The sequence below is a fragment of the Chloroflexus sp. MS-CIW-1 genome, assembly GCF_030444705.1.
In the GTDB taxonomy this organism is placed as follows: domain Bacteria; phylum Chloroflexota; class Chloroflexia; order Chloroflexales; family Chloroflexaceae; genus Chloroflexus.
In genome coordinates, this window is record NZ_JAUBWR010000002.1 from 658,620 (window position 1) to 672,454 (window position 13,835).

General features: G+C 57.2%; 11 protein-coding genes. All 11 read right to left on the reverse strand.

Going from position 1 to position 13,835, the window contains the following annotated elements; translation table 11 throughout:
* Positions 1 to 17 precede the first annotated feature (17 nt).
* The 11 genes from QTO31_RS15610 to QTO31_RS15660 are packed head-to-tail and all read right to left on the reverse strand — an operon-like array spanning position 18 to position 13,835.
* The gene (locus tag QTO31_RS15610; RefSeq protein ID WP_301430017.1) at positions 18 to 2,534 is read right to left on the reverse strand and encodes a putative baseplate assembly protein; all 2,517 of its coding nucleotides are present in this window, start codon (positions 2,532 to 2,534) and stop codon (positions 18 to 20) included.
* Entirely contained in the window at positions 2,531 to 5,041 is a 2,511-nt protein-coding gene (locus QTO31_RS15615; RefSeq protein ID WP_367620642.1) for a putative baseplate assembly protein, read from the reverse strand. Before QTO31_RS15615 ends, QTO31_RS15610 begins: the two co-directional genes overlap by 4 nt.
* A gap of 3 nt (positions 5,042 to 5,044) precedes the next feature.
* Complete coding sequence (locus tag QTO31_RS15620) at positions 5,045 to 5,395, reverse strand: GPW/gp25 family protein (protein ID WP_031458403.1); 351 nt, start codon at positions 5,393 to 5,395, stop codon at positions 5,045 to 5,047.
* Entirely contained in the window at positions 5,395 to 5,715 is a 321-nt protein-coding gene (locus tag QTO31_RS15625; protein ID WP_301430021.1) for a hypothetical protein, read from the reverse strand. Before QTO31_RS15625 ends, QTO31_RS15620 begins: the two co-directional genes overlap by 1 nt.
* Complete coding sequence (locus QTO31_RS15630) at positions 5,715 to 6,200, reverse strand: phage baseplate assembly protein V (RefSeq protein ID WP_031458401.1); 486 nt, start codon at positions 6,198 to 6,200, stop codon at positions 5,715 to 5,717. Before QTO31_RS15630 ends, QTO31_RS15625 begins: the two co-directional genes overlap by 1 nt.
* The gene (locus QTO31_RS15635) at positions 6,197 to 7,324 is read right to left on the reverse strand and encodes a hypothetical protein (protein ID WP_301430023.1); all 1,128 of its coding nucleotides are present in this window, start codon (positions 7,322 to 7,324) and stop codon (positions 6,197 to 6,199) included. Before QTO31_RS15635 ends, QTO31_RS15630 begins: the two co-directional genes overlap by 4 nt.
* A 6-nt stretch (positions 7,325 to 7,330) precedes the next feature.
* Entirely contained in the window at positions 7,331 to 7,627 is a 297-nt protein-coding gene (locus QTO31_RS15640; protein ID WP_031458399.1) for a hypothetical protein, read from the reverse strand.
* 9 nt (positions 7,628 to 7,636) lie between these two features.
* On the reverse strand, positions 7,637 to 8,272 hold the full coding sequence (locus tag QTO31_RS15645) for a hypothetical protein (protein ID WP_031458398.1): 636 nt from the start codon (positions 8,270 to 8,272) through the stop codon (positions 7,637 to 7,639).
* Between the two features lie 18 nt (positions 8,273 to 8,290).
* The gene (locus tag QTO31_RS15650; RefSeq protein ID WP_301430025.1) at positions 8,291 to 9,238 is read right to left on the reverse strand and encodes a DUF4157 domain-containing protein; all 948 of its coding nucleotides are present in this window, start codon (positions 9,236 to 9,238) and stop codon (positions 8,291 to 8,293) included.
* Between the two features lie 17 nt (positions 9,239 to 9,255).
* Complete coding sequence (locus QTO31_RS15655) at positions 9,256 to 13,584, reverse strand: DNA/RNA non-specific endonuclease (RefSeq protein WP_301430026.1); 4,329 nt, start codon at positions 13,582 to 13,584, stop codon at positions 9,256 to 9,258.
* Entirely contained in the window at positions 13,581 to 13,835 is a 255-nt protein-coding gene (locus QTO31_RS15660; protein WP_031458395.1) for a hypothetical protein, read from the reverse strand. Before QTO31_RS15660 ends, QTO31_RS15655 begins: the two co-directional genes overlap by 4 nt.

Below are 13,835 nucleotides of genomic sequence, written 5' to 3' on the forward strand. Positions count from 1 at the left end.
TAGGTCGCAACCGCAACTTACGGCGCTGTCACGGCGAAGAGCGTCAGATTGATTCCGGCTGGATCGAGCACGAGCAGTTCAGCCGGTGTAATGGTCGAACCGGTATGACGGGCCGGTAGAGCCGGTAGTAGGGAAGGATGAGAGCCGGTACGACCGCTGGTGTAAGCTAACTGGTCTAGATCAACTGCCACCACACCAGGGACAGACTGAATAACCGCAATAACTTCGGCTGCGGTCACCGGTTGCGCGAAAGCACGGGCAGCGAACGAAAAGGTGTGATGCAGGCTACTTTCGATTTCCAGACGCACATCCTCAGCCCGATAGCGTCGGTCGTACTGCACTGTTGCGGTGAGGCGGAAGGTAAGACGGGTATAACCGGCCAGCTCGACCAGAACAGACGGATCACGCACGGAATCAATAGCAGTGCGCAGGTTGATCAAGAGTGGATCGCTGACGAGTGGTGAAGCGCCGCTCGCGGTAGCGATGGTCAGATGGATCAGTATCTGCTCACCGCGACGAAATGCGGTGGCCTGAGCTTTGCCGATGCCGGCAAAGGCGTTAGCGAAATCGGTAAAATCTTGCAGGGAGACGATGCGGTCGAGGGTTAAGACCGTCTGTGGCGCATTTGTGCGTGCACTGGCAAGCGTTTCCGGGTCTTCAGCACCGGTCGCAGGCAGCGGATTCGTGACGCTGCGCACGCCTGGAGGGCGGGTCTTGAGCAGGCTGAGAGCACCCGCATCTACCTCTCCATCCCTCCCGATGCCAAACCGATAGGTAGCAACAATATTCTCCTGGCCAGTGGGCAGACGCGCCCCGCGCACTCCATCACCGAAGAGCACCGTTGCTGTGCCGTCATCAGCAATCCGCACCACATAGGTTTGATCGGTGGGATCAGCGTGATAGAGCGAAGGGATTTCGGTCCAGGTCACACCGTTGACACGCACGGTTAACGTTGATGCTGTACCGGTGGGCGTACTGGCGGAGACATAGGTCAAGGGAGCCTTTTTGAGCTTGAAGCGTTGGTGAGATCGACTACCGTCGCCACTGCCGATGGGGGCACTGGTCGTTTCGCCGTGCGTGGCCGCAACGACGTTCGCATGGATGACCGTTGTCGAGCGGATCAGCTTGAGCGAGTCTAAACCCTTGTCACGTAATACGACGGTGGTGAAATCGAGACCGGGATACACTGCTTCTACGAAAACTACCACTGCGGTCGGATGCTCATCGTGCGGCGAGAGTTTTCCACTGACGATGAGTGGTTGATTTTGATAGAGATCATGTACGACACCGGCCAGCTCAATCTGCTTACCGGTAATCGGTTCCACAACTGGCTCAGGCGCCAGCGGTAACAACTCACTTTCGGCCAGCACCAGCGTGGCCCGGCGGGCAAAGCGACTGAGGTTCTCGGTGGTATCGACGGTGAGGCGCGTCACCTGACCAGAGAGGGCAAAGTTCGCCACCCCGACCGACTCGTTGCGGATCACGCGGTAGAGCTCGGTGTAGCCGGGAGTGAGCAGGGCTACCCAGCTCCCCGAGACGATTTTCGGATACGCTGCATCGAGTTCGATCTGCGGCCTGGTACTGTCAATTGAAAAGCCCGGCCATTCATCGGGAAGCGGGCGACTCGGACCGGCGTATTGCCCTTTTACCGTCTCCGGCATAAGGCGCCAATCAGGAGCGTTAAAGCCGAAGAGATGGGCATGACGCCGGAGGGCAAACACCTGCGGTTGAGCAGCCGGAAGCATTGATGGTCGATCCGAGCCAAGACCGGGTTCCCAGGTCACGACGGTATAGCCGCTGGTTGAATCGGGATAGGGGGTAACAGACAGGATGCGCCGGAGATCCCAACGCTCACTACCGGGATCGCGTTCACGCTCAGTTCCAACCAGGAGCAGATAGTCGCCCGGCTGAAGGCGTGTATCAACACCAGCCAAATAGAGAGTCTGCGATCCCTTGTTCAGGTTTTGAGGTCGGGTTACACGGGGACGCAGAGCGTTCCATGCCTTACGGGCAACAAATTCATCGGTTGTCTCGAAGGTTTGCGGTAGCTCACCCTGTTTGCTCGGAATACTCTGGACCTGGGTTCCGGCGGGAATAACCGTTTGCGCCGGAGCAGCGGGGGAATCGTCGAGGGTAAAGGCGAGATAGGTAGAAGCGGCAACACCTGGTTTGAGTTCATAGCCGATTGCACGGGCCAGGAATAATACCGATTGTCGTTCAGTCGCAGTGCGCAAAAAACCTTCGTTAGCAATTCGTTCCTGATAGAAGGTCAGGACATCGGCCAGGGTCGCCGCAGCATCGAGCAGCGCCAGCGAGTGATCGGCAACATCACGGGTGGTCAAGGTGGCAAGCGGTCGTCGTCCGGTAGCGTCAGACTGTTGCGAGAGCCGGGCCATCATACGCTGAAGAAACGAGTGATGCGTCCCCAGGCGATAGCGCAACGCGGGCTGACCAGGAGGGTTGTAGTGGGGTGATGGGACAGCGCGACGTTCATCGCAGCCACAAGGGGATTGTAAGCGATCATCAGTATTCATTGACCACCTTCCATGATGAACTCCAATCGCCCATGTTCGGGTCGGTTTGGATCGTTGTCACAGCGGACAATCTCACGCCGACCGACAGCGATCTGTCCTTTTGCCAATTCGCCACGTGGCGCCTGGCCCCAACGCTGAAAGCGCGTCGGTTTACCGGGACCGCCTGCTGTATCAATCCAGCGCACACCGGGAATAGCCATTGCCGCTGCTACGATCTGGCTGAGATATACCGGCTGACCAAACGTAAAATTGTCGGGATGAAAAAAGTTACGTGGGCTGAACCGTTCAAGCAATGCCGCTTTTACATCGGCGGTAAAGAAACCGGGGGCAACGCATACCACAAAAGCCAGATCGAGCGCAACGTAGATCGGCCCGTCGATCTCGACATCCTGCCCGGCCATCCGGTACCGTTCGAGAAATGCGCGCAGCTCAGCCTCAAAATTGGCATCCACTGGCAAGCCACCACGCCGATCAACAGTAATAAAGATCGTATACCAGCTCCCTGTCCAGCGTCGAGTGGCAACAGCACGTTGTACTTCAGGATGGCGCTCGGCCATCGATGCGTAGTCGGCGGGCGTGACAGCCCGCTCCTGTCGGCGAAAGGCGTGCGGTGCGTACTGACGGATCGCCTCGATTGACTCTGGTTCGCTCCCACCACGCGCAGGGAGTGGATTACGTACACGGCGAATACCACTCTCGGCAGTGATAATATGGGCCAGCGCATCGGCGCCAATATTGCCGGCAGTACCGCTCCCCACACGATAACGGGCAACAAAGGATTCACCCATTAGCGGCAGTCGCCCATGCCGACCATCGCCAAAACGCAGGTACAAACGACCATCTTGCTCTAATTCCCCGACAAATTCAGTCTGAAATCGATTGCTACCGAGCAAGTCGGGAACCGGCTGCCACTGACCGGCAGGACTGGTTAAGGAAACTGCCGGTAGGGTGAGGGATGGTCTGGCATCGCTAACCAGATGCGTAGCCGGGAGCGTGTGATCGGTAGGCACGAAGGGCGCGACGAAAGTAATACCGGTACGGCTTAACACCGGACGGTATCGTAAGGGATCGCTCACTGCCGGTAACGGTTCAACGGGCAGCGTTTCGCCATGATCGGCCAGCACAATATTGCCCAACACCACACTGGCCGGTTGGCGTGATTGATTGGTCTCATCACGATCATCGACAGGGACGGCAACATCACTCAGATCGAGGATGAACGGCAAGGCATCAGCAACCATCCATTCGATCTCGGTCACAGCAACCGGATCATTCGTTGGCGGATCGGCAAACTGTCCACCCAATGGATCAAGCCCGGCGGTGAGCCGGGTCAGACGCACAGCGTGGCGTCGGTTCGGATCGGCATCGGCGCGATAGCCGGTTTGCGGACTGCGCTGTTCGATGAACACTAACACATCACCGGGATGCAGGGTTGCACTGAAATCACCACGCAGAGTCGCCTGCGTGCTCCCGACGGGCAGACAGCACCCTTCATCACCCCAGGTGTAGAAGGTCATCTGGTTGTGAGCAGGAAACAGTCGCGCCTCATGCATTGTCTCGAAGACCAGCGGCTGTTGTTGACGGGCCGTTCTCAACTCAACAGAATCGGGCAGCAGGCGCACAGGAACACCACCAACTCGTGTCAACAATGGTGTAGCAGCGGGCAGGGTTAGCGGTGCATCAACCTGAATCTGTACCCAGGTATGAGCATTCACGCCATCGTGCGGGCGATAATCGAGCAAACGGGCATGACGACGCAGCGAGACTCGTCGCCGTGCCGTATCGAGATAAGCTTCGGTAGCCACTGCATCCTGGTAATAGCTGAGGTAATCGCCAATGTAGGCCAACCCCTCAACAATTGCCACACCCAGATCGGCGGGGTTACGCTCTCGCCAATCTGGTGCAACGACTGCCAGACGATCAAACAACATCTGGCGCAGGCTGGCGTAATCGCGGGCCAGATAATCGATGGGGGGCGATCCTTCAGGTGCTGGCGGACACGCCTGATCGCGAGCACAATCGAACTCATCAGGACAATCGACCTTGAAGGAAAAATCAACCGTACAAAGAATAGGATCGAAACCATCTGGTGGGGTTGGATCGGTCGCTGAACGCGTCAGCCTGAAGGTATAAGGCGCAAAATCGCCGGCCTGATCAACTCGTACTACCAGCGTGCGGTCGGCAGCCGGCAGATTGTTATAAAAAGTCCGCTCGGCGTTGGTTATCCGTCCGGCACTCACGTCAGCCGGACTCGCATCAGCGGCACGCAACACCCACAGAACGTTAATCCCGGTTATGCGTACACCACCATCGATCCGAACATTAAGTGCTGGCAACCCCCATGGCGCCGGCTTTAGCATTCGCACCAACAAGGTTCGCTGGCGTGGCGAACCAGCCGGTGCGTCCTGGTCGAGCACTTCGAGAAAATCGATCCCGTTTAGCGGTATAGCCGCAGTGCTCAACACCTGTGCCCGCCGCACATTGGCACAACGAAACTGCATTCCCATACCTTAACTCGCAATCTCGACGACACGTCGCTGCTGGGTGCGTTGCACCACGTACTGCACCGTCACATGCAACTTCTCATCTTCAGCCGTGATTGCCAGCGCCTCAACCCGAATCAATTCGCCCAGATACTCTTGCAAGGCTCCCTGAACCATAAACTCAAGGGCAGTAGCCAGCTCGGTACTGTTTGGGGCAAAGAGTAACTGGCGCAACCCGGTGCCGAAGGTCGGTCGATTCACTCGTTCACCGGGAGTAGTGAAGAGCAGTTGCTCGATCAGATGACGGATATGTTCATCTTCGTTGGCCTGAGCGGTTCGACCACTGCCGTCAATCCTGTATGGAAACGCGATCTGCATCACTGCCCCCTGACTCGCATCTGAGTGGTCACAATATTGACCGGCGTACCATTTGGCACACAAGTCGCCTGACTATCCTGCAACAAGACCGGTGTGCCACTGGCGCGCACCCGGATTGCCCCAACCGTCCACTGAGCAGTTACACATGGCATTGGCCCACCAGGGGTTGAAAAAGGACAACCGGCGACCGTATGAGGTGCGCTCAGCGTGACAATCGGCTGACCACTTAACCGTACTCGTGGATTGGGAGCGGTCGCCTGTGCCTGACCGCCGTGCGCACAGAGCACGGTAGCCCCCACATGCAAAAGAAATCCCGGCATTATGTCACCTCCAATGCGCCATCATTCAGCGTAATCTGAGGCCCGGTCAGCTTGATCGTCGCTCCCTGGCCGTTGGTGATCTCGATCCCTGTCGCGGTGATCGCAATTTTGGCCCCGGTAGTTGTCTCAATCGTAACTCCACCAATCCCCGGCAGATCATTCACTGTGATGGTAGCGGTTGCTGTTTTCCAGACCTTCATCTCGGCTACCGCTGGGGAAGCAGGCACTTCACCCGGCCCCCAAAAACAGCCGCTCCAGATCGGGTAATCGGGATTTCCTCCCTCGAACTCAACCCACACATTGGCGCCGGTTGGTGGCACCAGAAACAGCCCCACTCCATTACCGGCCAACGGCACGCAGGGCATCGCCCAACTCATCCGGCCCTCGCCGAGTACAGCCGGTACACTCACCTGCACACGCCCCAGTTGTAGCGGATCAATGTTGTTTTCAACCTTGCCGCGATACTTTCCAAAAAATTGACTCATGGCAGCACCACCGGTACGGTCGAACCAAGACCCTCGCGAGTCAGGGTAAAGCTTTGCTTGAACCCTTCCCGGCTGATCTGGTGTTTAACCTGTTTGACGTAGTAGAGGCCGTCGTAGCTAAAACCGGCGCCACGCAACCCCACTAAGCCGCGCGCCTGTAACAGACTGCCGTAGCGTGCCGTATCAAGTTCACCTTCAACGGTGAGCACATCGCTTGAGGCATCGGTCTCAGCCTGCGCCTGAGCCATTGCCTGCGCTGCACCCAGACCTGTGCCGCGAAAGATGGTGCTGCGCGCAAAGGAGGCAAGCGCCGGTAAGCTGGCCAGTGGTGGCCGCAGACTGGCAAACGAACGTACCGGTACCCGCTGACCGGTAGCCCGATCCTGCACCTGACCAGTAAGCGTTGTCGCCGTCAACGGGTCGTACTGGAAGTTGATCGATGTAACATTGGTTGACGAACCCATATTGACGGTCAGTGCGCGTTGCGGCACGCCGATCCGTATCGGCGGTCCCCAGTAAGCGGTATTGGTCAACGGCGCCGGACCGGGGGTAATGTAAAAGACATACGCAAATCGTTCGGCCATCTGACGTAAGTACGCCAGATCGGTCGCCTGTTGGACAGGAATGCGTTCGGTAGGCAATGGCATGTCTACCGTTGGCGGTGGAATAACCATAGGAATCAGACCATACTGCGCATAACTGGCGATAATCTTGAGTGCGATCACCGCCTCGGGTTGAGCCGGATGCTCTACCGACTTCTCTTCCCGATCCATCGCTACACTCACATCTTCACCGGTAATAGTGAGTGTTGCTGAACCGGGCTGGTCACCGGGTTGCAACTGTTGATTGGTGATCAGTCCGTCCATCAAGACCTGGGGTAAGCCACCAAACCAGACAATCAGGACGATCCGATGACCGATGCGGAGCAACGGGCCAGCGAGCAGGGCATAATCAAGCACGTCCCCCCGTTCGCGTCCGATCTGGAAGATCACTTGAAAACCTGACCGACCTTCATCACGATGCGTGACTTCCACACTCGCCAGTGTGGCCAGCAACGGCGGCGGAGCCGGAAGCGGGATAGTTGGGCCGATCAGGATGGTCAGGCGTGTACTGAGCAGACTCATAGTGCACTACCCTTCAACGGTCGGCACAGCGATGCGCACCAGACGACCGACTTCGGTCGTAAGGTCAAAGGGGTTCATAGCGTCGTTGGCATCACAGATGCGCCAGTATTGTTCGGGATCACCAAACACGCGGGCAGCCATCAGATCAAGCCGATCGGCTCCGGTCACCTCAATTTCAGCCAGGAGCGGCATCGTTGCCCCAACAGGCAAGAAACGGCGGCGCACATAGACCACCGCCTGACCATCAGCAGGAGTGTGGGTGGCTGTAGCAATGCGATAGTAGCGACTATTTGGGTTGAACATAGGCGCCTCTTACGACAGAGAAAGTGATCCAGCACCGGTAGCGGCAAGCGCAGAAGTACGTGCCGTTGCTGCCATCGTCTCTTTAACAATTTGATGGGCAAGAAAGAGATGGTAACCGGGATGAGAGGTCGGCAGATCGTTATAACTCAACACCCGTAAACCGAGCGTAACGTTTGCCCGGATTGGGTTGAGTTGCGGATCGTAAGCCGCTTCGTTGATACTAAACTCGGTGAGGCGTACCGGTAACACCCGTTTAGGTCCCCAAATGAAGAGTGTGAATGGGGCCTGGGGCGGCAAAATTTCAATCGTACCGGCATTCAACAAGGCGGTATTGGCAATCACCAGACTGCTCTTCGGGTAAATGAGCACTTCGAGCGCGGCCAACTGCGGGTGCAAACCGGTGGCTGCACTCCCCTGTTCAAGTTGATCGGTCGCATCGAGTTCAACATCGAGTTTGATCGTCTCAACCGGTGCACCCTTGATGCGCAAGGCATCGGCGCCCTCACTACCGGTTTGCGCTTCCAGGGTGCGCGCCAGCGTATCGGGGTTATACTGAAACATGATCACTGCCGGTTGCGGGTTGGGTAAATCAAAACTGACTAGCGCACCTTTGAGTACACGGGGCGAACGTGGAAACGTGGTCATACTGTATCCTCTGTCCAACTACGGGCAGCGCAACACTGCCCCACGAAACGGATCAATCTTATCCTGGGCGGCCTGGGCTTCAGTCTGCCATTGCTGTTGCAGTTCAGCCACACGAGCCTGCGCCTGCTGCATTGCATCAGCAGCATCATCGCCGGTAACGGTGAAATTGATTGCCCGAAACCGTCGTTCGAGTATCGCACGCCAACGTTGGCCGATACGGCGATGTTCAGCCTCGTGCGCATCGAGTGTGACCCGCATCGCCTGCCACGCGGCAACCTCGGCATCACGGTTGGGGCGGTCGGTTGGTTCCCATTCAGGTCGGTCAATCGGACAATCAACCGTCACGGTGGCTGAAGGCATTCCTCGCGCTGTGACCCGCACCCGTCCATCACGAAGTGTTTCACTGCGGGTCTGGACGCCGCCATTGAACTCGTAGGTACAACGGGTTTCGGCCCACTCAGGAGCGTAGGGCGAGTTGGCATTAAGCCAGTCGACGACTTCATTGCAGCGCAGCGAACCAGGAACACGATAGCACTGGAGCAGCGGCTGAGCCGGTACGGGAAGTGGTCGCAGACGATGGAGCGATGATGCAGTTACGGCGGCGTTGGCCTGCTGTTCGGCATCCGCTTCCAGTGCAGACATACTCCGACCACGTACCCCTTCTGCCTGCTGAACAACATGTGCCAGCTCATGCGCGAGCAACCGTTGACCGGCAGCCGTGTGGGGCGCATATTGGCCGGGAGCAAAGAAGATATGTTGCCCAACCGTATACGCCGCCGCGCCAAGGTGTTGTGCAGTGCGGGCGGCGGAATCGTCACGATGAATACGGACCGTGCTGAGGTCGTAGCCGAAGCACGGCGCGAAGTGGATACGGGTGGTTGGGTCGAGGGGGTGAGGAGTGCGGGCCTTCGATGCACATATGATATTTTCAGTCTGGAGTTGGGATCGAAACAGCGATTGGTACATAAGATGTTCTCTCTACATTAACTTTCAGTATCAAGTTGCTGATATACATCACGTGCATGGGGATGTCGATCACTACCAATCAAGCCAAGACGAATAGCTTGAAGAATCCTGAATGCAAGACGTTGTCTCGGATCAAAGACTTCTTGCAAAATAACCTGATCTCGTCCATCACTGGTACGACGACCCACGGTCGCACTAATGGACTGTGGAATACGCATGAATTTAGTTACAGCCATCATCTGTAGTTCAGGATCACGAGAAATTTGATCGATAACCGCATCATCGAGCAAACGAGCGAACGGATCTCCACTGTACTCAGCACGAACATCAGCATGGACAGCTTCACCTGCGTCAACATAGGTCTGAACTTTTGCCTCAAAAGCGCTAAACCAACTGCGATTCATCCGCTGTTCCATCGGAACGAGGTTTTCCCAGGTTCCATCACCACCATAGCGACTCGCAATTAAGTGACCTGCATCAAATCTAGTATGAGTCTCGAAGCCTCGTTCTGCGAGTTGTCTGATCAGGTCATTAATCGGTCCTGCAACGCGGTTTTGATCCGCAGGATGGCGCGGCGTCTTCTTACCGAGCCAACCATGAGCACGTCGAGCAAGATCTCCTTGCGGGTTGTACTGAATGCGACCAGGAGTAAAGTCCCTGGGAACACTGCTGGCCCAAACCATAATTGCTTGCAAAGCGGTAATGAGCCGATCAAGTTGACGCTGGATGTTTTGTTCAAGTGACAGTGCAGGACTCGTAACCCCTCGCGCTTGAGCTGCGCGAACGGCGGCTTGCGCGTGCTGTGTCTCAACGGTGGTTGATAACCGACGAGCTTCGGCAAGTTGCTGAAGAAGCTGTTGCTTCTGACGACTATCAGGCAGGAGCTGAATCCGTTGCTCAAAATCGGCGGCAAACCGATCAAAATCTTGCTCATTGCTGGCAATTGTCATTACAGCCCGGTTATTGATTACACGCACATAGAGATGATGTTGTCCGGCAGCAGTGAACGGTACTGCCAGTTCTCCCGGCCTGCGTGTACCGTTCGTCCCCGCCGCCTGTGTCCCGCTCCCTCGAAACAGTCGGCGCACCCGCTCGATCAAGCGGTCGATGGCGCGATCAACGACTGCGCGCACCCGTTCGATGATCTCGCGCACTCTGCTACCGACATTGCCCAAACCGAGCAGGCGCGCCAGCAGATCAATTGCCAGCGGCAACAAACGCGCCAGTACCTCTTCAACGCGCTGCGATGCCGGTTGAATGACACCACGGGCAATATCGCCGATGGCGTTGACCACCGTCTGCACCACTTCGATGATGCGTGATAACTGGTCACGCAAGAAGGTAAACAGGTTGTAAGCGGCAAGTATCAGATTAACAATCGCGCCGACCGGGTTAAACATGGTTGCCAGTCGGGTGATCGCGGCCATTACCACCCGTTCGAGTAAAAAGTTCTTGATACCTTCAAGCACCATGTCGCGCAGATTGGCCAGATCATCACGGATACGCTGCCACAGAGCATCCCAGCCGCCTTCAATCAGAGTACGCAAATAGCCGGCAACAAACTCAATCACTGTCACTGCCTGTGGGCCGATCAGGCGTACTGCCCGCTCACGGAGCCGATCCCAGGTTAAGCCGAGGATTTGCTGGATCAGGCTCAGCACACCCATCAGATCGAAGCGTTCAGGTAGCGTGATACCTGCTCCACCGAGCGCACCGGTCAGCCAGCCAATAATCCCGGCCTGAAGATGGGTCAGGAAGTTGCCGGCAAAATTGCGCACCCCATTGAGAAAGGCGTCAATCAGATGACCGACAAACCTGCCCGGATTATCAATAATAAGCTGGAATGTTTCCTGAGCACGGCCAATAAATTGATAGAAGGTTTCTGGTTCAATACCGGCCACTTTCAGCACCGCTTCAAGCACCATACGGGCCAGTGCAGCCCAATCACCGGTAAGCACAGCCTGCACAACATTCAGCGCCGCCGTTATCGCTGCCTGATAGACGTTGATGATCGCGTTGAGACTGGCCCGTAAGCCTTCCACGAGTGCTGCAATCCCGGCTCTGAGCCTCGCTGCCGCAGCATTGACAACGTTTTGGGCAAAGGCGACGGCGCTATCAATAGCCGCATTGAGACGGGCCGCCAGTTCGGGAAAGATGGAGCCGATCAGAGTATCAATGAGACCCTTCAGCATTGCCCCAAATGCAGCGATTAACCCATTGATGAAGGCCACGGCTGCATCGATGAGCCGCATAGCAAACGCTTTTGCGGCATCGAGAATGGCATTCACTGCCCGCCGCACCGCATCAAAAATCGCCCCGATCGCTCTGGTCAAGGCGGCAAAGGCATCACGGACAAAATTGACCGCCCGATCCCACCAGCTCTGCTCTTCGACTTCACGAGCGGCACGATCTCGTTCGGCTGCTGCCCGTCGCTCACCGTCTGCAACTTCTGCTTGCGCATCACGTTCAGCCGTAGCATACCGTTGCTCAATCTGGCTCTCGTCGGCGCGTACCCGCTCATCAATCTCGCGCCGTCGGGCAGTGCGCTCAGCCGTTGCCTGTTGTTCAACATCGGCAGCGGCTGCATGCTGCGCAGCCAGTGTCTCCTGGCGGGCGCCTTGAATCCGCTCGCGGGCTTCGATCACGCCGGCGCGTTGCTGTTCATCGGCCTGTTCCGATTGCGCCTGAGCCTGGGCCTGCGCTTCACTCACGACAGTGGTTTGTTGGCGTTCACGCTCTGCACTCGCCTCCGCCACCTGTTGTTGAGCTGCGGTCAGATTGGCTTCCATCACATCGTGCTGTTGCTGATCGAAAGCAGCCTGCACATCTGCGGGCAAACCCAGCTCAAGATACGCTTGCGGCCCTTCAGGCATAGACGGCGTACCAATCTCTGGTTGCGCCAACTCACCGATAGGGTTGGCCTCATCGAGCACGATGGGCTGCGCCTGCTCGGGACCTGGGCCATCGATGACCGCCCGGGCCGCGTCATCACGAAGCTGGCGTGATTGGGTCACTCCTTCCCTGATCTGGGTATCAATTTGATCCGGATTGGCGCCGTCGGTCAACGGTATCTGCGGTGGGACACCGGGAGAGGTATCAACTGCGCTGTCGTGAATTTGCACCTCGTGCAACCGTTCAGCAATGCTGGCTGCCCGCTCCTCAACCGTACCGCTCATCAGACGTGAAATATCGGCAGTAAGTCGGTCGTTGGCTGTGTAACGGCCAGGATCGGGGGTCGGTGGTAGCTCTTCACGCGGCAACGTTCCTTCAACCGTTAGCTCAAGTGAGCGTGCGTCCGGCGGTGTTACCGTCAATGGTGGCGGCTCCTCAACCATCGGGTTGAGGGTAGCATGGAGAACTGGAACCTCAGCATTGAGTTGGGCTACTTCAGTTTTCGCCAGCCGATCGGTTTCGGCTCCCAGCGTTGCCACAGCCTGTGCTTTGAGTGTGGGTGAGGCCTCGGCAAATGTCGCTATCAGTGTCTCAGGATCGGTGGCTGTAGGCAGCGCTGCCCTAGCTTCAGCCATGCCTGCCTGTTGCGCGGCTACCTCAGCGTCGCCGATCCCAGGCGCCGGAGCCGGAGGTAATGCCAACGGCGGTTGATCCGGTTCAAGGTCTGGCGCTGGTACCGCTGCGGCTTGCGGTGGTGGCGCCGCCGGTTCAGGTGTGTGGTGCGATGGCGATGGTGGCGGCGCCCGGTCAACGACACGACGAAATGCCGTTGTCGCGGGTTCATCGGTTGGCGATGGTAATGTTGTGCGCCGCAACGCCAGCGCAGTAGCAGGGAGCGAGGTAGTAACCGCTACTGGCGGTGGTATCAGGGCTGCTGCTGTGGTGCGTTGTACCTGATCAGCCAGCGTTATTGCTTCTTGCTCAGCCGGATCGTTTGCCGCCACCACCTGTTGGTTGACGTCAGGAGCACCTGCCGATTGCATCTGAAGTGCATGTACCACTTCGTGGGCAATGAGCGAGAGTGATGGATGGGGATCAGCCAGAAAGATTGCCCCCTGATACGTGATTGCTTCGGCGTGCGCCAGTGCCAGCGCTTGCTGAGCCATTGGATTGGCATAGACCGGAATCTGAGCAAGTGGTTGTGCGAAACGTGCTTCCAGTTCAGCCCGATACGGCAATGGAATAGAAGGGAAGGTCATCGCCTGCGCCAGCAGCATCGCCACATCGGCAGACTCGTGATCGGGCGGTTGCGAGAGCGGGCATACCGCCTCACCAACACTCTTACCGGTAGCACTTGTTCGTCGGAACAGCGGTCGGGCGGGTGCTGCCGGCATCAGTGTGCGCCGGGCAACCTCAGCAGCTTGCGTCGGTTTACGCACAACCACTTTGTTCATGGCAATCCCCGAAATATGGTCATCGCTATCTGCCGACCAATTGCCTCCGGAGTCATGCCAGGCGTGAAGCGCAGAGTTCCACCATCAACTAGCTCTACCTCGCGATGACGCCACGCCGACGCAGCCGCCTCATGCGCAAGCAATAATCGCGTTAATTCATCGATCAGCGCTGCTTTGACCCGCTCACGATCAATGCCTGGGCAACCAACGAAGAGAATCTCATCAATATGTAGCTCAATATCGATAGCCAT